Here is a 21,676-nt window from a genome sequence, read left to right on the forward strand (position 1 = left end):
TTCAAACTAGCTTGCAGATAGTAAGATAGTGAAAAAAGTTCCTTGGTCTATCAATTAAAAACTAGTTAATTAGGCATTTTTGGCTGTTTAAGTTAATTAATGTTTACAAAATCACAATAAAATAAATTGAAGGGCTTACACAAAGCTCAATCAATAGTATAATTAAGTCAGATAAGAATTGGAAAGAAGGTTTTTGTTATGACACAACAGTATCAAAATATTCTTGCTCCAGTTGACGGTTCTAAAGCAACCGCTCAAGTAATTGATAAAGCAATTCAAGTTGCTTTACAAAATAATACCCATCTCGATATTTTAAATGTCGTTGAAGTGAACCAGTTTAGTGACAGCTATGGTGGCGCAGTTAGTGGCGACGTCATCTATGGACTTGTTGAAGAAATTGAATCACGTCTAAACGATTTAAAGAAAAAAGCAACTGACGCCGGATTAACCGATGTAAGCATCCATGTTCGGTTTGGTAATCCAAAACCGGTTATTGCAAGGGAATTCCCTGCAGATCATAACAATGAATTAATTGTTATTGGAACTACCGGATTATCAGCTGTCGAACGATTCATGGTTGGCTCAGTGACAAGTTATGTTAATCGAACGGCTAAATCAGATGTATTGGTTGTAAAAATCAAGTAAGATTTTACAAATCAGTTAATAATATAAAAAAATACTCATACCTAGTGTTTTATACTAGGTATGAGTTTTTTTACGAGCCTGTAATTTGTTATTCTTCACCCAAGCTAACAAACGTATTGTATTTCAAATATTTATAATGTAGTCTCATATTCGAAACTTCAAATGGGGTCCCATCATCTAAAAAGAAGATCCCTTCCATAATGCCGACGGGTTCCTTTTCAGTTAACCCTAGTAACTGCTGATCCTCTTCATTTGATGGTTCGGCTAAAATCGACATAAATGATTTGGTAACTGATTTGCCCTCAATATCTTCTAAATAATTGAAGATTGATCCTTTTACTATATCTGGTGTCAATGCGGGTACCACTTTAATCGGAATGTATCCAGTTTCAATAATGATCGGTTTATTATCAAATAAACGTAATCGCTTGATTTGATAAACAAAATCGTTATCATTTAAAAAGAGGTCTTGTTGTAGTTCCACACTTGCAGGAACCACCTGATAGTCTAATAGTTTTACTGTTGGCGTTTTTCCCTCCAAGTGAAAACTATCGGTAACCCCTAAGTTAGTCCCCTCATAATTGAATAAAGATTGATTCTTCAAATACAGCGGATTAATAAAAGTTCCCGATCCACGCTTTTTGAAGATAATTCCCTGCTGTGCTAACACATTCAATGCTCGCTTAATCGAACTACGACTGACGCCATATGTCTCGCTTAGACTTCGCTCATCAGGTAATTTTTTGTTATTAAATTCATTTTTAAATATTCGCGTTTTGAGATCATGCATGACCTTGCGATATACTAAGTCTGCCATCACACTAAACTCCTAATTTTACGACAATTGCTTGCTTATCCTGACATGAGTATAACAGATTTTTATAATTGGTTGTATACTTTTAAAAAATTGGTGCGAACCACGATCAAAAAAGTTCGAAACACAGCACTTAGTTCTTATAAAAATATCCGGAGGAATCCATACAAAATGAGTAAAAAGAAAAAAATTAAAAAAACACTAGTTGAACAAATCCTAGATAAAAATAAAATCACTTACGAGCAGGCAGCATTCCCAACTCATCAAGATGGTGATGTAGCTCAGCTGAGTGTTGATCACAGTGATATTGACGAGCATTTAATCTATAAAACATTAGTTTTAGAGGGTAACGCTACTGGCCCAGTTGTCGGCGTTTTACCCATTGACTACCATTTAGACGAAAAAAAATTAGCAAAAGTTTCTGGCAATAAAAAAGTTAATATGGTGCCATTAAAAGATCTTCTAAAGACTACTGGGTATGAACATGGTGCTAACACGCCGGTGGGAATTTACGAAAAGTTTAAATATCCGATATATATTGATCAATCGGCCCAAGAACCAGCGACAATTTACGTTTCATCTGGTAAAATCGGACGATCAATTAAAATTAATGCCACAGATCTTGCTAACTTAGTTCACGCCGATTTTGTAGATTTACGGCAAAATTAAAGCAGCAACTGCTACTAAAAGCACCAACTAGTATTGCTTGGAGGATTAGTATGTTACAAACGATTGCAACTACACTTGGTCAAACAATTTTATATTTAATTATCATCCCTGGCCTGTTGGGAACCGGATTAGTTATCATTAACCGAAACAGTAAAAGCCAAGTGGTCAACTACTTTGGTTTTCGTGCCCAGATTATTGGTGGCTGGTTTGGGGTTATTATCCATGAAACGAGTCACCTATTAATGGCACTGATTTTTGGCCACCACATTACTTCGTTTCGGCTTCTCAGAAATCCCAAGCAATATGATCCAACTGATAACTCCCTAGGTTACGTTAACCATACCTGGAACAAGCATAATTTTTATCAACAATTTGGTAATGTCCTCATTGGGATTGCACCAATCATTGGTAACACTATTGCCATTTACTTTATTACAAAGTGGTTGTTACCTAGCAGTCTATCATCTTGGCAAAATTTGTTAACCAATCATGAACTAACTTCACCAATGTTAATTACACCCACCTATGGCTTCTGGGGATTTTTAATTTGGGTATTATTAGTCATCAATATTTGTCTTGGTGGCTTTGATCTTAGTCAAGCAGATTTAAAGAACTCAGCTTTAGGATTAATTAGTTTGACCATTTTTATCGTTTTAGTTGCAGCACTATTTAGTTTGCTTAGCTGGTCTACTGCGCTGATTAACGTAATACAGTCGCTTATGATTCCATTTATTACAGCAATGCTGTTTGCACTGCTAATCGCAATAATCACTAACTTAGTTCTCCGAATTATTGGCCACTTTCTGTAGTACCGTTCCATTCAGCCTTAAATTCAGCCAAAAATGTTTGCATTACTTGTTGGCGTTTTTCCCCAATTTTTTTCGCCGTAACAGTATTTAGTTGTGGCGCCAGTAATAATAGTTTTTCGTAAAAATGATTAATTGCAGTCCCAGGTTCATGACGATATTGTTCTTTAGTCATGTTCAACCGGGGCTTTTTTTGTGGATCATAAATATCTTCACCAGTGTGTCCACTATAATAAAAAGCACGTGCAATCCCTAATGCACCAATGGCATCTAATCGATCCGCGTCTTGAACGATCTGTCCTTCAATTGATAAAGTTTTTGCCTTGCCATCTAGTGATTTTGCAAATGACATATTCTTGATAATTAGCATTACTGCATCAATTTGGGCCTGCCTTAATCCAATATCTTGTAAAAACTTAATTACCTTATCTTGTTGGCCATTTGGATCATCAGTCAACTTGTCATCAATCACATCATGTAACCATGCTGCAATCAGGGCAATAAATAAATCCGCTGGTTCTGTTTGACAAATTTGCTCCACCATTTTGGTCACTCGGCTCAAATGATCCATTCCATGACCGCTCTTATCTTTGCCCTCTTCAAGCTGAACAAATTGCTTAATCTGTTGTAATTGTTCTGTCTGTTCTCTTTGCATTATTAAATCTCCTTTACCGTTCTTATTGTATTTAGTTTACAACAAAAAATAGTATCCGCCGCTTCAAAGTGGATACTATTTTTGTTCTAATTCAATTGCATAGTCCATAATTAATTGATACAACTTTTTAATCAACACTGGCGATAAGTTATCATTACTGTATTGTTTGATTAATCGATCGGTGAGTTCCGTCATTCGCTTTGGTTGCCTGATTGGCAGCTGATGTTCCTCTTTATATTTTGCCACCTGTTTCACGATTTCTAATCGTCGGTCCAATGCTTTCATGATCTGATCATCACACTGGTCAATTTGATCTCTTAATTCATCAATCACTTCATTCATCCTCACTTACACTGATTTTTGCAACTATTTCATCGGCAATCTCACTAGGAGTCAAATTATCAGTATCAACGACAATATTAGCAACCTCTTGATACAATGGCTCACGATAATTCCACAAATCAATAAAAGTTTCACGGTTTAATTGTTTCAGTAACGGCCGTTGCATATCATTTGCTAGCCGTTTCAATAACTGCTGTGGCTGTGTTCGTAAGTAGACAACAGTCGCCTTGGTAGCACCTAGCATGCTTCGATTGGCCGCCTGCATTACAATACCACCACCAGTCGATAAAATTCCGGGGGTGTCTAAGTAATCTTGTAAAACCCGCGTTTCAAAGGACCGAAACACTGTCTCACCATTGCGCTCAAAATAAGTGGCGATTGATTCACCCAACTGTTGCTCAATCAACTGATCTAAATCATATTGAATGGTCTTTATCCGACCAGCAAGTTCTTGACCAACCGTTGTTTTACCAGCACCCATAAACCCGACTAAAATTAGTTTTGACATGTCATTTCACTCCTCAAACTTGGACCTAATTTGTTTTGACGATTCAAAAAACGAGTGAATTTGTTTTGCATCATCCCTTTTTAAGCCATCAATGATCTGTTGGATTTGCTGCTGGTACCCTTCTAGTGCTGCCAAAGTAGCATCTCGATTAGTTAATAAAACATCAGTCCACATTTGCGGGTCAGCAGCACCGATTCGCGTAGTATCCTTGAAGCCACCAGCGGCAAACCTTGGTAATTGTGGTTCGTCATTGAGGGTTGCTTCAGTGCTATTCACCAGTGCCGCAGCAGCGATATGTGGCAGATCGCTTAGTTGTGCCATAATATGATCGTGTTTTTGGGCCGTGATATCCACAAAATTAACATGCAATGGCCTAAGCAATTTTTTTACTCGTTGTCGTGCAATTTTATTTTCCGTAATCAAAAAATATGGAACCTGGTCATACAAATTCGCATTAACTGCTTCAATTCCTGCTTTTTGCGTCCCCGCCATTGCGTGTCCACCCACAAACAAAATTCCATGCTCAATCAATGGTTTAGCAGCATTCATCACTTGCACCTTAGTACTGCCAGTGTCGGTGATAATAACATTTTTCTTTAACTGTAAGTGCCTAAGTTGATGCAGTAACTCAATAATTATCTTGGTTGGTGTTGCCAAAACTATCACATCCGCAATTTCTGCAACATCCCCCAGCTGTTTGGCAACTTGGGATGTCAATCCAATTTTCTGAGAACGTGTCAATGTTTGTTCGTCAGCATCAACTCCGATGATCTCACTATCTGGTTGACTATTCTTAATTGCGAGCGCTAATGACGCACCCATTTCTCCTAAACCGACAACCACTATTTTCATCTTCTCGCCTCATTTACCGTAATTGATCCAAATCCTGCCAAAATTCTGGGTAAGAAACGTTGATTGCTTCAGCATTTTCAAGTTTCCCTGCTCCTGCTGCAATTAAATTAGCAATTGCCAACATCATTCCAATTCGGTGATCCCCATGTGAATCGACAGCCACATCGGGGGAATGTAATTGTGTCTTACCTTCGATAACAAACCCATCCGGCCGCTCTTCAATTTTGGCACCAAATTTTTTTAATTCTGCAGTTACAGTTTTAATTCGATCAGTTTCTTTGACCCGTAATTCTTCGGCGCCACTAATAATCGTGGTACCTGTAGCTTGAGTTGCTGCTAATGCTACCAGTGGTAATTCATCCACCAATGCTGGAATATCCTCGGCTCCTAAGTTAAGTGCATGAATATTTTGTGATCTTATCGTCAAATCACCAATTGCTTCAGCTGTATTAGAACGATTAGTAATTTCGTATTTAGCTCCCATCTTATCCAGTGCAGTTAAAATTCCAATTCTCGTTGGATTCAATCCTACCTGTTTTAATGTCACCTGGCTATTGGGAACACAAATTGCTGCTACAATGAAAAACGCTGCAGATGAAATATCACCTGGAACAGTAATATGTTGCGACTGAAAATCACTCTGTGGTTCAACTTCAATGTCCAAACCAGCTTGTTTAACTCGTCCGCCAAATTGGCGTATCATCTGCTCAGTGTGATCACGTGTAACCAATTTTTCTGTCAGATGACTATTATTGTTTGCCTGTAATCCCGCCCAAATTAGTGCGCTTTTAACTTGAGCACTGGCAACCGGTATTTTGTAATCAATGCCCACAAGTTCATCATTTGCGTGTAATGTTAGTGGTAAAAAATTATCGGCTGTGGCGGTTACTTTTGCTCCCATTGCTGTCAAAGGATCAATTACTCGCTTTAAGGGTCGCTTGCTTAAAGAATCATCGCCAAACATTTCAATATCAAATGGTTGGTTGGCCAACAAGCCTAACAATAAGCGAGTTGATGTACCAGAGTTTCCCATGTCTAGTGGCTGATTTGGTTTAGTGAAATTTTGAAATCCACCCTTACCTTCAATAGTTACTTGATCTTCATCGATATTAATCTCGACACCCAAGGCCTTGAAGGCCGCGATCGTGTGGAGACAGTCATCTGAAGACAAAAAATGATCAACCACGGTTGTTCCATGACTGATGGCCCCTAACATAATACTACGGTGGGAGATACTTTTATCCCCTGGAACGGTTAACATTCCATGAAGGCCATTTTCTGCTTGTGGTAAATCAATTGTTGTCATCAGTTTCATCTCCTAATATTTTACTAGTTCCTCACGATAGTTTGTAACTTGTTCTTTTAAACGCTCCATTGAATCTGTATCAAATTTATCTAAAATAGCTTTCGTAAGCGTAATTGCTACCATTGCTTCAGCAACCACTGCTGCTGCAGTTACGGCAGTGGTATCAGATCGTTCCACGTTGGCCTTGTAGGCCTCTTTGGTCTTGATATCCACACTCATCAAGGGCTTATACAAAGTCGGAATAGGCTTCATTACAGCCTTCACAATTACTGGCATGCCATTAGTCATTCCACCTTCAAAACCGCCCAAGTGATTAGTTTTTCTGAAGAAACCGCGTTGTTCTTCCCAGAAAATCTCATCCATGCCCTCACTTCCAGGACGATGTGCAAATGTAAAACCATCACCAAATTCGACGCCTTTAAACGCGTTAATACCCACAATTGCAGCTGCTAACTTAGCATCTAGCTTCGTATCAGCACTCACATAACTTCCTAGCCCAGCTGGCATTCCTGTCGCAATCACTTCAACTACTCCACCTAAAGTGTCGCCCGCACGTTTTGTTTCATCAATTAAATCACGCATTTTTTGATCAGCTTGTTCATCAAAAGTTCTAGTTTCGCTCGCGTCAGTGACTTGCTTTAATTCTTTTAAATCAGTAAATTGTTCTAATTTATTTGCATCAGATTCAATTCCGCCAATTTCTCGTACAAATCCCAATACTTCAACACCAAGCTGCGACAAAATTTGTTTGCATAAACTGCCCACTGCCACCCGCATTGTTGTTTCACGTGCACTTGACCGTTCCAATACATTTCGTAAATCAGTATGCCGATACTTCATACCCCCGACTAAGTCTGCGTGACCTGGTCGTGGTCGAACAACTTGACGAACACTGTTGGCGGGAGTCGCTTCAACCATAGGATCCATGATCTCATTCCAGTGGGCGTGGTCTCGATTAGTAACATTCAATGTAATTGGTGACCCCATTGTGATTTGATGTCTAACACCAGATAAAATCTTAACTTGATCAGTTTCGATTTTCATCCGATTGCCTCGCCCATATCCTTGCTGACGTCGTGTTAAATCAGCATTGATTTCATCAACTGACAGCGTAAGTCCAGCTGGTACACCTTCAATAATGGCGGTTAATTCCGGCCCATGTGATTCTCCCGCAGTTACATAACGCATTTTATTTGCTCCTTTATTAGTATAGAGTGCTAATTAAGCCGCTTAGGCTTCGTAGGCTAAGATAATTAAATGATGTTCGCAGTCTTAGCGAATGGCATTTAATTGGCTTAGCCCTAGAAGACTGGCTTAATTAGCACGTTTTAAAATAATTAATCAACCCTCAAAAAATTCCTGCACCTGATCACTATTAATCGGATATATTTTTGGCTTCCCGATTGCAGAAATGTAAATCAAGTTTAATTTACCATTTTTATTCTTCTTGTCATTTTTTATCTTGTCATAAAAAGCAGCTGTGTTGAGTAACTCAGAGTCTGTTGGTAATCCGACAACCGTAAGCCGATCATTAATTTCACGAGTTATTCCATCCTGAGCTAACCCTAATTTCTCAAAAATCCGTGTTAAATGCACCATACCCACACTAATGGCCTCACCATGGGCAAGACTACCATGGGCCAATAGTTCAATCGCATGCCCCATCGTATGACCAAAATTCAGCAATTGACGATTCCCGGCTTCTTTTTCATCATCCATCACAATTCGCGCCTTAAACCCAATACTACGTTGACTTAATTCAGTCGCATGTTTACGAATATCTGCAACAGAATTAATCTGTTCGATCAGCTGCCAAAACTCCAGTGAATCTAGTGCGGCTGTCTTAACAATTTCAGCATAGCCTTCTGCCACATAGCGATCAGATAACGTTGCTAAGGTCTGTGGATCAATAAAAACTGCATCTGGTTGATAAAAGGTCCCAATAATATTCTTAGCTTCCCCCAAATCAATTGCAGTTTTACCACCTACAGAACTATCAACTTGTGCAAGCAGTGACGTTGGAATTTGGATAAAACTAATTCCTCGCATGTACGTTGAAGCTACAAAGCCTGCTAAATCACCGACTACCCCGCCACCTAATGCAATTACACCATCCGTACGCGTAAAATGGTCGGCGGCCATTCTAGCAGTTAAGTCGGCAGCCACATTCCATGCCTTAGAACTTTCGCCAGCTGGAACAACGTAGTTTTTTACACTAAAGCCGCTACTAGTTAATCGATGCTTTACGTCTTCTTGATACAACGGTGCAACGTTTGAATCACTAATCAAAGCAATCTGACGATGCTGCCACACATTGGTCACCAATGAGCCAATCTGTTCTAATAACCCGGATTCAATTTGAACTTCATAATGTTTATCAGGTAATTCAACTGTTACTTTAGCCATTTACAACGGCTCCTTTTTGACTGACAAATGAATTTAAAACTTCATGTAGTGCAAATACTTCTTTAGTCATTTCTCTGAAAATTTCTGGTTTTAATGCTTGTGGTCCGTCTGAAAATGCTTTAGCTGGGTTATCGTGAATTTCAACTACTAACCCGTTGGCACCACTGGCAGTACCAGCAAGCGCCATTGGTGTTACTAGATCCCAGTGACCCTCAGCATGACTTGGATCAACTATGATGGGGTAATGCGTTAGCTTTCTCAAAACAGGAACCGCACTAACATCAAAGGTGTTTCGTGTGTATTTATTATCAAAAGTACGAATACCTCGTTCAGATAAGGCAATTTGGTGGTTCCCACCAGCTGCGATGTATTCTGCCGCATTCATTAAATCATCAATCGAAGCAGACATCCCACGTTTTAATAATACCGGTTTATTAGTCTTCCCGACAGCTTTTAATAAAGAAAAGTTTTGCATATTGCGGGCACCAATTTGAAGCATATCGGCGTATTGACAGATCACATCTAAATGCTCTTCATCCATAACTTCAGTGATCATGTCCATCCCCTGCTGGTCAGCTGCTTGTCGCAAAAATTTAAGTCCGTCCACACCTAATCCTTGAAATGAGTATGGTGATGTTCGTGGTTTGAAGGCTCCACCCCGTAAAATTGTTGCACCTCCATCATGAGCAACCTTCGCCATTTTAGCAACATGTGTTTCTGATTCAACTGAGCAAGGTCCAGCCATCATTGTGAAACCTGCCGGGCCACCAATTATAGTATGAGGGAGCTTAATAATAGTATCTTCAGGGTGCAATGCTCTGCTGCCTTGAACAGCAGCCGGATGATCCATAATGATCTCTTGTACTCCTGCTTGTTCTTCAACAGTCAGATCAGCTTCATTTACACCATTAATGGCAACACGATTTTTGTGAATGAAGAGGTCTGTTTTATTACCAAAATGCTGTTGTAATCGGTTCTTGGTTTGAGCGGCTGTTTTTTCTTTTAGAATAATTATCATATTAAATTCCTGCTTTCTTTGTTTGAGTTAGTTGATTGTTAATTGCTTGAGTTACTTCATTAATGGGCATTGCTTCATTTGTCCACCATTTAAAACTAAGTGCGCCTTGATGAATCAACATTCCCAGTCCGTTAATTGTTTGGCATCCTCTTTGTTGGGCAAACCGTAAAAATTTCGTTTCTCGTGGTGAGTAGATAACATCACAAACCACTTGATTGCCGTCCAGAACGTTCAAAACATCTGGTGCCACCGGCATTTGTGATTCTTTCGTTCCCATTCCGAGGTTAGTTGTATTAATTACCAAATGGCTCCTTGCTAATGAGTGTTTCATTTTAGCTTGATCCTCATAGTCAATAAGATTGACTTCTGTATCTGATCCTTTTGCCAGTTGATGCAATTGTTCTTTTCGTTGTATGAAAGTTTCATTTTTTCTTTTAAAGACATCAATTTGGCTAATCTGATTATTAATTGCTGCTTGAATAATTGATCGCCCTGCTCCACCAACACCTAACACTGCTATTCGCTGCTTTTTAAATTTAATTTTTTGAGCTGTTAAGCTTTCAAAAAATCCCTGGCCATCAACACTATCACCAATAAGCCGTCCTGCTTGATTTAAAATAACGTTAACAGATTGTAATTGGTGGGCCCGCGGGGTAATCTCATCTAGTAATGGAATCACCGCTTGCTTGAACGGCATTGATAAGTTGGCGCCGGCCAAATTTAATGTTCTAATTGCTTGCACTGCCTGTTTGATTTCACTTGGCTGAATATCAAATGCGAGGTAACGGGCATTCAGACCTAACTCATCAAAACTAACGTTGTACATTAATGGCGACAAACTATGCTGGGCCGGATGAGCAAAGAACCCGAACAGCCTTGTTTTTCCATTGATTTCATTCACGGTAATCCCTCCTTTGATAAAAATAAAAGCCTCACAGTTTAAACACTGTGAGGCTTCAATTCACCATTGGATTAAAAGATTCCATTGGCCCATGAAAATAAAAAAACCACACAATGTTTAAAATCTTCCAAACATCTATGTGGCAATTGTTTTTTAATATGCTTAAAAACTATTGGTCACTAGATGCAAACGTGATGTTTGCGTCTAGGATTGACCCAAACATCACTTCATAAACCAATAGTAATAATAACTATTCAAATTTGAATTATTGAACTGCTGCATATTAAAATCTCCTGTGAATTTGATTAAGGACATCTTAGCAATTATTTAGATGACTGTCAACCGTTCTTTGAAAATAGTTTTGTAATTTTCAAAAAACGGTTGGTAACCAGCCTAGTAACCTTGCTCGGACTAATTGAAACGTGGTATGCTCAGGAAAACAATTAAGTGAGGTTACTCATGAATCAAAAACTTGATAAGTCAATTAAACTAAAACAGTTAATATTGGGCACCAACGCCCCTCAACGTATTATTGCTCCAATTGTTGCCGATAATTTTCGTGACGTACTGATGCAGGCCCAAACAATCGTCGACTCACCTGCAGAAATCATCGAATGGCGCATTGACTACCTAGGTGAGATGACTGATTTTAGCCAACTAGTAACGACCGGACAGTCCCTGCAAGCATTAATTGGTAACATTCCTTTAATTGTCACTAACCGTACTAGTGCGGAAGGCGGCCAATTAGAATTTGTTGAAAAAAACTACCTTGACGCGTACGAACAATTAATCGAAGCTGATGTACCTGATGCTATTGATGTAGAATTTGCTCAATCAGACCACATTATTACTCATCTAAAACATCTAACCAATAACAGTAAAACTAAATTGATTTTAAGTCACCATGATTTCAAAGGAACTCCATTAAGAGACGATTTAATTTTCTTATATTCCCGAATGGCAAAATTAGAACCAGATATTGTCAAACTAGCTGTTACCCCTAACAGTCACGAAGACGTGCTACATTTAATGACTGCTACCACCGCTGCTGATCACCAAATTAAAATGCCAATTATTGCCATATCAATGGGTGATCTGGGTAAAATAACTCGCGTCTCAGGTAGTTTATTTGGGAGTATAGCTACCTTTGCTGCGGTGGTTGAAAGCTCGGCTCCTGGTCAAATATCTGCTGAACATCTTAGAACCGTGATGGAGCTGATTGATTTAAACTAAAGTGTAAGCAACCAGTAATTTACACAAAAAATCTCTAGTGACCTTCAAAAATTAAGGGACACCAGAGATTTTTTACATAAAGTTTTATGTGGGTTTGACCTCTTTATCTAACCGAAACAATAAATTATAATTGAAATTTTTTTAATATTTTAAACTAAGGTTTTAATTTTTGCCTCAATCTCATCACGTACTTGCCGAAATACCATCAATATTTCTTCTGAATTTCCAGTTGCTTGCGCTGGATCTGGCAGAGGCCAGTGAAGCTTTTTAACACTTGCCGGTGTCAATGGGCAGCGATCGCGAGCATCCCCACATAACGTTATAACCAAATCACTGCTTGCTAAATAAGTTGGGTCGATTAGCTTAGATTGGTTGTGAGAAATATCAATTCCTTTTTCCGCCATTACTTTAACTGCCAGTGGATTTAAGCCATGCGACTCAATGCCTGCACTAGCAATTTTCCAATTCGATCCAAGTATTTTATGGGCGAATCCTTCAGCCATCTGGCTCCGACATGAATTACCGGTACATAAAAAATAAACTTGTTTTATCATCAGCTGACCTTTCACGTTGTTATTTATTGTTAGAATAGCAGATGAACTGAAACCAGACAATAGATTCGGTTTATTGGCGAAATGCAGGAATGATCATAAAAGTTTTCACGTAACACATTTTTTCACGCTTTACTTTAGTATCCCATTCTCCAGCACACTGACATACTTTTTAGCGTTATCAATAATCTCTGTAAATTCATTTAACTTTGCATGCGGATGATTTTTCATAAACACCTTTGTTTCCTTTTGAATTTGCTCCATTACAGCGTTCATCATTACAAAAATAGTTTGGCGCTCAACATCCTCACGTAATGACAACTGATCTAATACAGGTGAAACTAATTGTTCAATACTGTTATTGGTAGCATTTGCGTAAATTTTTTTAATTGCTTGCTGGGCATTACTCGGTGCCTTCTCAGCACTGACATACCCATTTATTAGGATACCAAATTCGTCAGGATATTCTAACTCCAACTCAATTTTATATTTAGTTGCTCTCACAATCATGTCTACTAAATCATGGGCCCCACGCCATACACTGTAGTCTGCTACTGATTGTAATTTATTTGTTGCTTGTTGCAACGCTGTCACAAATAACTCGGCCTTGCTGCCATAGTAACGAAAAATAATTCCCTTAGAAACATCTGCTTCTTGTGCAATTACATCCGTCTTAGTCGCCCGATAACCATGAATTGCGAAATTGTGCATCGCACTTTTTAAAATTCGATCCACTTTTTCCGGATCTTTTGGAATTGCAGTCATATCTTCAACCACTAAATCACTCTTCTCTTAATTTTCAACCATATCTCTTCGTTTATAAAAGATAAATCCAAGTACAAATAATACTACTGCAATCAACACTAATTCCCAAGTTAAATTCCACTGAACCGCCCGCAACGGCACTTTGTTAACCCAGCCATAAGGAGTTAAATGGGTTGCCCATTTTGGTAAATCTAGCAATCCGCCCAGATATAGTGAAATAAAACCGTAAATCGGTACTATCCAGCTAATTGCTTGAATTCTTGGTACCACTCCCATTAATAAGGCACTGATACCAATCGTTACTAATTGCGCAGGTAAAAAGCCATAGAAAGCCCTCAAAAACCGGTCCAGTGGGATTGGTGCATCCATTACGGACTGACCAGCGGTGTACATACCTAGGATTCCTAAGAGTAATCCTAGAGTGCCTGTAATCAAAGCCACTGCTACATAACTGCAATATAAGTGTAGTCGTGATATTGATTTAGCATGAATTTGTTCCAGCCAACCTTTGCGTTCATCTGTGTTAAGTTTTAAAACCGTCTGCATTGCTGGTACCGTGCTTAACACCACAAATACAATTGATAACAGCGCCGCAAAGTTCAAAATAACAGTTTGATTAGCAGCATCAACTGCGCTGCCACCCATCAGCTTAGCCATCATTGGATTAGTTTTCATGATATCTCCCACCGTACTAAAAATGGAACCGTAACTCGCCCCTAGGACAAACATCCCAATCATCCAAACAATAAAACTGGTCCGTTCTAAGCGAAAAATCAAGGTAAACGGTCCCGCTAATAAAGCTGACGCTCGGGTACGTCCAGGTCTGGTTGCCAAAAGCCCAGCTGTCACATCGCGACGGGCATAAGCATAAAATGCCACCCCGACTGTCAATATTGCTACTCCCAGCATTGCAAATACTGGCCACCAAATATTTTCATCGTAAACTGATAATTTTTCAATCCAGCCAAACGGTGACCACCAGGTATAATCTGGATTAGAAACATCAGTCATCATCCGAACTAAAAATAACAACGCCAAAATCAAATAGCTTAACATGGTAGCGCCACGAGAATTATCACTTAACTGAGCCATTAATAACGTAAAGCCGCCAAACATGAATCCCACTGCAGCTAAACCTAAGCCAAATATCAAACTACCAGTATTATCAGCTCCTGTCATATTAGCGGCTATCAGGCTAAGTGTCTCTAATACACCAGTGATTAAGTTGATGATTAAAAGCTCAATCGTAGCTGCTAGTAACGGGGCATATTTACCAACACAATGGGCTCGAACTAACTCTAAAATACCACTATCTTCTTCTGCCCTCGTACTTTTTACAGCAAAGTAAATATTCATCATGGCCATAAATAATCCCATAAAGACCATCATTTCAGTCGCAAAAATCAATGCAGAATTATATGGTGGATTGGCCGTAAATGGGCCAAACATTGCTACCATGGCTGGTGTCTTTAGCGTTGTAACAATTGAATTCATCGCTGACTTAGTTCCATATAAACCATCAAATTTACCAGCAGCTGCACCCATTAGACCCACTAAACCAATCAACCAGAACACAATTTTTAACCAGTCGCGGCGCAAGTAAAACCGGGTTAAAAAACCAGCTTGGCTAAAATCACTATTGTGCATTGTCATTCACCTCTTGACTATCATTGTTATAGTAACGTAAAAACAAGTCCTCAAGCGTGGGTGGTGTACTTTGCAAACTCAAAATTACTTTAGTAGCTAATACCTCCATAACGATACCAATTTGATCTGAATCAACCGCAAATGAAACTTTATTTTGTTTAGCAGTATCTGTTTTAACATCATGAACTCCTTCCAATTGGGCAATATCACTCAATGAGTCCTTAGTTTGTACTTGAATTACCGTGCGAGTTAGATGTCGCATTTCCTCTAATGAACCAGTTTCAATAATTTCCCCTTGTCGGATAATCCCGATCCGGTCACACATTCGTTCTACTTCAGATAAAATATGGCTCGATAATAGAATACTTTTGCCTGCTTGTTTGAGCTCCAAAACTCGCTTTTGAAAAATTTCTTCATTCAGAGGATCCAACCCCGAAGTTGGTTCATCGAAAATGTACAGATCGGCATCAGTTGAAAACGCCGCAATTAGTGCTACCTTTTGTCGGTTTCCTTTTGAATAAGTTCGTGATTTTTTGGTTGGATCCAATTCAAATTGCTCGATTAGTTCATCTGTTTTATCGGAGTGCTCTTGATGATTCAATTTTAAAAATAAATCAATCACTTCACCACCGGTTAAATTGGGCCATAAATATACATCCCCCGGAACGTAGGCTAACCGTGAATGAATTGCTACTGCGTCATGCCAAACATCTTGACCAAAAATAGTAGCTGATCCACCACTAGCTCGTAAAATACCCAACAAAGTCCTAATAGTCGTCGATTTCCCAGCACCGTTAGGACCAATAAATCCAAAAACTTCCCCTTTATAAACATTGAATGTAATGTTTTTGAGCGCCTCAACTTTACCAAATTTTTTTTGAAGTTGATTGATTTTAACCACTGTTTCTACCATGCTTACCGCTTCCTCCCTGAAGTCGTAAATCATCTTTTTAGTGCGTACAAATCATTTTATTTTCGTTTGCGCCACGAGTATAAATCTCTTTGACTCATTAGTCAATGACTGGCTAGTCATTTTATTGAAATTAATAATTAATCTAGATTGACTAATCAATCTGGCGCGTTAAACTAAATAACAGTACTCAATTGAAAGGAACATAATCAATGAAAAATTTAAAAGCATGTACCACTGTTCTGGTCGGTAAAGACGCAACCATTGATGGTTCAACCATGGCTGCTCGAAACGATGACACCTTTTTGCCATTAACTCCACAACGATTCGTCGTTTATCCAAGCGTTACTGGACGTCATGAAACTCTTACCTCCAATCAAAATGGATTTAGCGCTCCATTACCAGAAAACGGCTATCGCTATCAAGGAACTCCAAATGTGGATGTTGAACATGAGGGTGTTTACGATGAAAATGGTTTTAACGAAAAAAATATTGGCATGAGCGCAACCGAAAGCGTCTACGCTAACGAACGTGTGTTAGCTGCAGATCCACTGATAAAAAACGGCTTAGCAGAAGATTCAATTGTGGCCATGGTTTTGCCATTTATTAATTCTGCCAAAGAAGGTGTTACTTATCTCGGCCAATTAATAGCTAAATATGGTTCACCTGAGGGTAATGGCGTTATTTTCAGTGATGCATCTGATATTTGGTACATGGAAATCGTCACTGGCCATCACTGGGTAGCTCAACGGATTCCTGACAATGCCTATGCTGCCACTGGCAATCGTGTTGCGATCCAAACAGTCGATTTTGATGATCCGGACAACTTTTTGTGGTCTGACGGCATTCAAGCATTTGTAGCTGATAACCATCTCAATCCCGACAAAACTGGCTGGAATTTTCGGCATATTTTTGGAACCGCTACAGAATTTGACCAACATTACAACACTCCACGTCAATGGTATGCTCAAAAAACATTGAATCCTGAAATAGACCAATCTCCCGAAGATTTAGACCTACCTTTCATTCGCCGCGCCAATCATAAAATTAGCCTTGAAGATGTTGAGTCTATTTTAAGTAGTCATTACAATGGCACTCAATTTGATCCGCTGGGGCATGGATCCGAGGCCGACAAAAGGCGTTATCGGCCAATTTCCCTCAGTCGGACGCAGAATTCACATATTCTGCAAGTTCGCAATGATGCACCCGTTGAAGCTAGTGCCATCATGTGGTTGTGTTTTGGAATTCCTGCTTTCACCCCTTACGTACCATTTTTCGGCAATGCTAATGAAACAGACACCAGTTACCATGAAACACCACTGGAACTTAACATTGATTTGAAGAGCGCGTATTGGATGTATCGAACATTGTCAATGTTAGTCGAATCTCATCATGCCAAATTTATTCAAGCTGATTTAGATTACCTCAAAGCCAGTCGTGAATATCATTATCATTTTGTTAATGCAACGATTAACCAATCACAAAATTTACACGGTACCCAGTTAACTGAATTTTTAACCAACCAAAACAAAGCGATAACTAAAGAAATGGCAGTTAGGACTAAATTGCTGATTGAACAATTAATCATGCATGGTTTGCAATTATCTGAATTGACCTTTACAATGGATAAGAATCTATAAACGGCAACTGATTGTTAATTAATAATTTTTTGTTTGCGAGAATTCGGGCACTTTTACCGGATTCTTTTTTGCTGGAACTGACTGCATGTGGGTTCTTACTTGTTTAAGTATGTTTTAACACGCAGCTAAAGCATAAATAGCAATCAATAAATCACGTGTTGATTTATTAATCGCTACTTATGCTTTAGCATTCGTGTTGGCGTACTTTTTATTTTGTCGCAACGTGTTTATAACCATGGATAATTCCAACGATGGAATGGTGCTATGGTTGTTTGCACTCTTATTACATGAGGTGAATATTTCCATGAACAACATTGATACAACCGGTCAACCTGTTGACCAAAATGGCAAACCATATAATCGACTTGCTCTCGTTTTTACCCTATTAATTGGGACTTTTAGTACTTTTTTGACTTCAACCATGTTAACAACGGCTTTTCCAACTTTAATGAAGTCATTTAACATTTCAGCCACTACCGTTCAGTGGCTAACCACTGGCTTTATGTTGATGATGGGGATTGTAATTCCCATTACGGGGTTTTTCCTACAACGATTTGATTCACGTAAATTATATTTAGCTGCAATTGTTATTTTCTTTATCGGTACCGTGATTTGCTATTTTGCCAATAGCTTTTGGATTATTCTAGTAGGCCGATTAGTCGAAGCAGCTGGCGTGGGAATCACATCACCAGTCTATCAGACAATCATGACTTCGATCTTTCCACCATCGCAACGTGGCGCAGCAATGGGAAGTGCCGGGATTGTCGTTGGTTTGGCTCCTGCCATCGGTCCTACTTTTGCTGGATGGATTTTAATTCACTACTCATGGCGCATGCTGTTTCTATCAATCATGCCAATTTCTTTAATCGTGATGATTATGGGTTTTTTCACTCTGCGAAAAGTATTACCAACTAGAAAAGCACCGGTCGATTGGTTTTCTGTTATCATGTCCATGTTAGGATTTGGTTCAATGCTGTTTGCCTTTTCTTCAGTGGGACAATATAGCTGGGGGGATCCCATAGTTTATGGAACCCTAATCATTGGTATTTTCATTGTTGGAATGTTTATCTGGCGTTCACTTAAAATCAAGAATCCATTATTACAATTTAAAGTATTTGAACATTCTGACTTTACTTTATCTGCCATTCTTGTATCAGTTTCTTTCATGTCAATGAATGGCTTCACACTAGTTTTACCACTATATCTGCAAACTATTCGTGGTGAATCACCGCTTGCATCAGGTCTAACCTTATTACCTGGCGCAATTACAATTGGAATTATGAATCCTATTACTGGTCGGATTTTTGATCGTCTGGGTGCTAGAAATATGTCTATGGCAGGAATGTTAATTCTAACAATTACCACAGCCTCCTTTATTCCCATCACATCGCAAACACCAATCTTATATTTGGTTAGCTTATATACAGTTCGTATGTTCGGTATTTCAATGGTGATGATGCCCGTTACCACAACTGGGATGAATGCTTTGCCACTGAACTTAATCGGTGATGGAACCGTCGTCAATAACACGGCTAGACAGGTATTTGCATCGATGGGAACCGCAGTGTTGGTTTCTGTAATGGCCAACGTCACATTGAACCACACGCCCGCCGGAACAGTAGCCAAAGCTACACCAGTTCTCTTTAAAAAATTAGCACTGGATGCTAACGTTTTGGGATTTAGATATGCCTTTTTCATTGCTACTATCTTCTCTGTGATTGGGTTTATTCTGACATTCTTCCTAAAAAAAGACACACGGGAGGCATACTAACATGATTGTAATTTTCTTATTTGCTGGTGCATTAATCTTTGCAATCAGTATGATTTTTATCCGCCCAGGAATGAAAAAAACACTTTGGGTTACCGCTGGTCTAATTCTCAGTATTGGTAGCATTGTGATGTTAACCTTGAACTACAATACCTATCTGGGAATGAAAAAGGTTAGCTCAACTACTACCTATCCTTTGACATCCAGCGTTAAGGGTCAGCACGTCTTGCTATATCGCCAGCTTGGAACCAAAAACGAACGAGTTTACTATTATCAAACTAATCCGCTGCAAACCAAATTGGCAAAGACCAACCCTAACACCAGTACTGTGACCATCAATAAAAATGCACGCCACAATCAATTAAAAGTAACCCGTTCTTACCGTATCTACCGCAATGAAGAAATGCGCCTATTATTTGGTGCCGGTGTTCCGAACAACCACTTTGCGGGGCAACATTACGATTTTGATTTAAAACCTGGTTGGAAAATCATTGCTAAATAATTAACCGATTTGATTTTCTAAACGAAACTAAATAACAAAGAAGCTGAACAAAATCTATGTTTTTGTTCAGCTTCTTTGTTATTTACAAATTATTATAAAACGTAGTAAGCTAGCTTCTCTTAGCGATCCAGATTAGCAGTTTTGTTCTCTGCACAACACTGTATGCTCCAAATCTAAACGTAATATTTTTCGCTCTAATCTATCAAATATTTTTAATTATTTCGCAAAAAATTTCAACATTAATTGATTAAATCGATCCGTCTGTTCTGCCATTACAATGTGGCCCGAATGTTCAACCACCGCATACTCACCATGTTCGACCAGTTTTGCAGCAGCTTTAGCATGATCGCTTGACCAAAAAGGGCTTTGACCACCTGCAATAAATAGCTCGGGAACCGATAATTGTCTCAAAATGTCACGCCAATCTTGAAAAGCATGATCATATAAAAGTGGCGTATTTAACGCATAATCAAACGAATAACCCTTTTGTGCTTCTTTCAAAACTCCATAAGTCTCATCATCAATTCGTTGTACTGTTGTTTTGACAGCATACATTTCTTCAGCTGCTTTAGGAAAATTATCCCAATTCAAGTCTAGCAATCCATAGGACCAGGAATCATCCGAAATCATTTTTGGTGACTGGTCGACTGAAATGATTTTGTTGATTTTTTCATCCCCATAAAGTGAACAGTAAGCCCAGAAAACAGACGCACCCATAGAATTACCCATTAAATTAACATGCTCAACATGCAGGTAATCTAACAATTCAGCGATATCTTTTCCCTGTCTACTCATGCGTAATCCTTTTGCAGTTGCCTGCGAACGGCCATGATTACGCCGATCTAAATTAATAACACGATAGCCATTAGCAACTAACGTTTTCACCTGCTGATGCCAAATCTCTTTAAAGCCGGCATAACCCGTAGTAATCAAAACTGGCATTCCAGCTCCTTGATCCGTATATTCTAACTGAATACCATCACTCGTCAAAAATTTCATGTCTTTCCTCCCGTTTAATTTGATAACTTGATTGAATTTGAATTTGTTGCACCTCATGCTCACTATCCAACTGCAATACTAAATCAGCTTGTGAGCGTACTGGTTCCACATTGATTAGATAATTTCGTACATCAACATTTTCCCATGTTTGAAGTGCGTACGAGTAAAAGTCCTCTGGTTGTAACTTCATTTTCTGATCTAACTTAAGATCAAAACAACGTTTAATATACCATTCTTGCACAATCTGTGGGTTTGCGTCCAAAAAAATACTCTTAGTCAACAGACTCTTCAATGGCTCCTGTAATACAATTAATCCTTCTAATACTATGATGTCTGGGCGATTAACAGTAACTACTTTAGCTGGGTTTATATCAGCTATTCGATGATCATAAGCTGTCAACTCAACTGCTTTTTGGTTTAAAATTGCTGATTTAAAGCGCTCAATTTTTACTTGGTCATAACTAACCGGAAAACCCTTTTGCTCAAAAAGACCATGTTGTTTTAAATATTGATTGCTTTGTAAAAAGCTATCAGTACAAATTGTTTTAATCTTCTTTTCAGGAAAGTTGGCTTTTAAATTTCTGACGGTATTTTTAGCAAATGTTGATTTACCAACAGAAATATTTCCGCAAATCCCAATAATAATCGGATTGGAAGCGTTTGATTTGTGTATAATGGAAGTAAGCATATCGTGATAAAAGTAATTAGTTAATTTTTTCATCTTTGCTTCACCCCTGGG

The 21,676-nt window shown here is 38.8% G+C and carries 23 protein-coding genes; 7 read left to right on the top strand and 16 right to left on the bottom strand.

Annotated features, from left to right (window positions below):
- Positions 1-198 precede the first annotated feature (198 nt).
- A complete protein-coding gene (locus FFM51_RS05140; protein WP_137597571.1) occupies positions 199-645 on the top strand; it encodes a universal stress protein in 447 nt (148 codons plus the stop codon).
- A gap of 88 nt (positions 646-733) precedes the next feature.
- On the opposite strand, the gene FFM51_RS05145 is transcribed toward FFM51_RS05140, so the two are convergent.
- Positions 734-1,462, bottom strand: a complete 729-nt coding sequence (locus FFM51_RS05145; protein WP_137597572.1) for a GntR family transcriptional regulator — start codon at positions 1,460-1,462, stop codon at positions 734-736.
- Positions 1,463-1,630: 168 nt separating this feature from the next.
- Here FFM51_RS05145 and ybaK point away from each other — a divergent pair, with 168 nt between their 5' ends.
- Complete coding sequence (gene ybaK, locus FFM51_RS05150; RefSeq protein WP_137597573.1) at positions 1,631-2,128, top strand: Cys-tRNA(Pro) deacylase; 498 nt, start codon at positions 1,631-1,633, stop codon at positions 2,126-2,128.
- A gap of 50 nt (positions 2,129-2,178) precedes the next feature.
- Positions 2,179-2,937 carry a hypothetical protein gene (locus FFM51_RS05155; protein ID WP_137597574.1) on the top strand — a complete coding sequence of 253 codons (759 nt, stop codon included), beginning with the start codon at positions 2,179-2,181 and terminating at the stop codon, positions 2,935-2,937.
- Here the strand turns inward: FFM51_RS05155 and FFM51_RS05160 are convergent.
- The 9 genes from FFM51_RS05160 to FFM51_RS05200 all read right to left on the bottom strand — a co-directional run bounded on the left by FFM51_RS05160 (position 2,918) and on the right by FFM51_RS05200 (position 10,922).
- Positions 2,918-3,589, bottom strand: a complete 672-nt coding sequence (locus tag FFM51_RS05160) for an HD domain-containing protein (protein WP_137597575.1) — start codon at positions 3,587-3,589, stop codon at positions 2,918-2,920. The two genes, FFM51_RS05155 and FFM51_RS05160, sit on opposite strands and share 20 nt — an antisense overlap.
- A 75-nt stretch (positions 3,590-3,664) precedes the next feature.
- On the bottom strand, positions 3,665-3,931 hold the full coding sequence (locus FFM51_RS05165; protein WP_137597576.1) for a chorismate mutase: 267 nt from the start codon (positions 3,929-3,931) through the stop codon (positions 3,665-3,667).
- Positions 3,924-4,439, bottom strand: a complete 516-nt coding sequence (locus FFM51_RS05170; protein ID WP_137597577.1) for a shikimate kinase — start codon at positions 4,437-4,439, stop codon at positions 3,924-3,926. Before FFM51_RS05170 ends, FFM51_RS05165 begins: the two co-directional genes overlap by 8 nt.
- Positions 4,440-4,445: 6 nt before the next feature.
- A complete protein-coding gene (locus tag FFM51_RS05175; protein WP_137597578.1) occupies positions 4,446-5,291 on the bottom strand; it encodes a prephenate dehydrogenase in 846 nt (281 codons plus the stop codon).
- A gap of 13 nt (positions 5,292-5,304) precedes the next feature.
- The gene (aroA, locus tag FFM51_RS05180) at positions 5,305-6,597 is read right to left on the bottom strand and encodes a 3-phosphoshikimate 1-carboxyvinyltransferase (RefSeq protein WP_137597579.1); all 1,293 of its coding nucleotides are present in this window, start codon (positions 6,595-6,597) and stop codon (positions 5,305-5,307) included.
- Positions 6,598-6,609: 12 nt separating this feature from the next.
- Positions 6,610-7,785 (bottom strand): chorismate synthase, encoded by a 1,176-nt coding sequence (gene aroC / locus FFM51_RS05185; protein WP_137597580.1) that lies wholly within the window; start codon positions 7,783-7,785, stop codon positions 6,610-6,612.
- 153 nt (positions 7,786-7,938) lie between these two features.
- Positions 7,939-9,003, bottom strand: coding sequence for a 3-dehydroquinate synthase (gene aroB, locus FFM51_RS05190; RefSeq protein WP_137597581.1), 1,065 nt, complete (start codon positions 9,001-9,003; stop codon positions 7,939-7,941).
- Entirely contained in the window at positions 8,996-10,021 is a 1,026-nt protein-coding gene (gene aroF, locus FFM51_RS05195; protein ID WP_137597582.1) for a 3-deoxy-7-phosphoheptulonate synthase, read from the bottom strand. The genes aroB and aroF overlap by 8 nt, the downstream gene beginning before the upstream one ends.
- A 1-nt stretch (position 10,022) precedes the next feature.
- Positions 10,023-10,922: a shikimate dehydrogenase gene (locus FFM51_RS05200; protein WP_223875897.1), complete on the bottom strand. Its 900-nt coding sequence runs from the start codon at positions 10,920-10,922 to the stop codon at positions 10,023-10,025.
- A gap of 459 nt (positions 10,923-11,381) precedes the next feature.
- Between FFM51_RS05200 and aroD the strand changes: the two genes are divergently transcribed.
- Complete coding sequence (gene aroD, locus FFM51_RS05205; protein ID WP_137597583.1) at positions 11,382-12,155, top strand: type I 3-dehydroquinate dehydratase; 774 nt, start codon at positions 11,382-11,384, stop codon at positions 12,153-12,155.
- A gap of 149 nt (positions 12,156-12,304) precedes the next feature.
- On the opposite strand, the gene arsC is transcribed toward aroD, so the two are convergent.
- The 4 genes from arsC to FFM51_RS05225 form a co-directional block, all read right to left on the bottom strand.
- Positions 12,305-12,706, bottom strand: coding sequence for an arsenate reductase (thioredoxin) (gene arsC / locus FFM51_RS05210; RefSeq protein WP_137597618.1), 402 nt, complete (start codon positions 12,704-12,706; stop codon positions 12,305-12,307).
- Between the two features lie 132 nt (positions 12,707-12,838).
- Entirely contained in the window at positions 12,839-13,483 is a 645-nt protein-coding gene (locus tag FFM51_RS05215; protein WP_137597584.1) for a TetR/AcrR family transcriptional regulator, read from the bottom strand.
- Positions 13,484-13,498: 15 nt separating this feature from the next.
- The gene (locus FFM51_RS05220) at positions 13,499-15,118 is read right to left on the bottom strand and encodes an ABC transporter permease (protein ID WP_137597585.1); all 1,620 of its coding nucleotides are present in this window, start codon (positions 15,116-15,118) and stop codon (positions 13,499-13,501) included.
- Positions 15,108-16,031: an ABC transporter ATP-binding protein gene (locus FFM51_RS05225; protein WP_170999573.1), complete on the bottom strand. Its 924-nt coding sequence runs from the start codon at positions 16,029-16,031 to the stop codon at positions 15,108-15,110. Before FFM51_RS05225 ends, FFM51_RS05220 begins: the two co-directional genes overlap by 11 nt.
- Before the next feature lie 209 nt (positions 16,032-16,240).
- Here FFM51_RS05225 and FFM51_RS05230 point away from each other — a divergent pair, with 209 nt between their 5' ends.
- The 3 genes from FFM51_RS05230 (at position 16,241) to FFM51_RS05240 (ending at position 19,938) form a co-directional block, all read left to right on the top strand.
- The gene (locus FFM51_RS05230; protein ID WP_137597587.1) at positions 16,241-17,668 is read left to right on the top strand and encodes a C69 family dipeptidase; all 1,428 of its coding nucleotides are present in this window, start codon (positions 16,241-16,243) and stop codon (positions 17,666-17,668) included.
- A 304-nt stretch (positions 17,669-17,972) separates the two neighbouring features.
- The gene (locus tag FFM51_RS05235; protein WP_137597619.1) at positions 17,973-19,439 is read left to right on the top strand and encodes an MDR family MFS transporter; all 1,467 of its coding nucleotides are present in this window, start codon (positions 17,973-17,975) and stop codon (positions 19,437-19,439) included.
- A 1-nt stretch (position 19,440) separates the two neighbouring features.
- Positions 19,441-19,938, top strand: coding sequence for a DUF4811 domain-containing protein (locus tag FFM51_RS05240; RefSeq protein ID WP_137597588.1), 498 nt, complete (start codon positions 19,441-19,443; stop codon positions 19,936-19,938).
- A gap of 216 nt (positions 19,939-20,154) precedes the next feature.
- Here FFM51_RS05240 and FFM51_RS05245 read toward each other — a convergent pair whose 3' ends face one another.
- Complete coding sequence (locus tag FFM51_RS05245; RefSeq protein WP_137597589.1) at positions 20,155-20,937, bottom strand: alpha/beta fold hydrolase; 783 nt, start codon at positions 20,935-20,937, stop codon at positions 20,155-20,157.
- Positions 20,918-21,658 (bottom strand): type I pantothenate kinase, encoded by a 741-nt coding sequence (locus FFM51_RS05250; protein ID WP_137597590.1) that lies wholly within the window; start codon positions 21,656-21,658, stop codon positions 20,918-20,920. The genes FFM51_RS05245 and FFM51_RS05250 overlap by 20 nt, the downstream gene beginning before the upstream one ends.
- Between the last annotated feature and the right edge of the window lie 18 nt (positions 21,659-21,676).

The organism is Paucilactobacillus kaifaensis (assembly GCF_005405145.1).
GTDB lineage: Bacteria > Bacillota > Bacilli > Lactobacillales > Lactobacillaceae > Paucilactobacillus > Paucilactobacillus kaifaensis.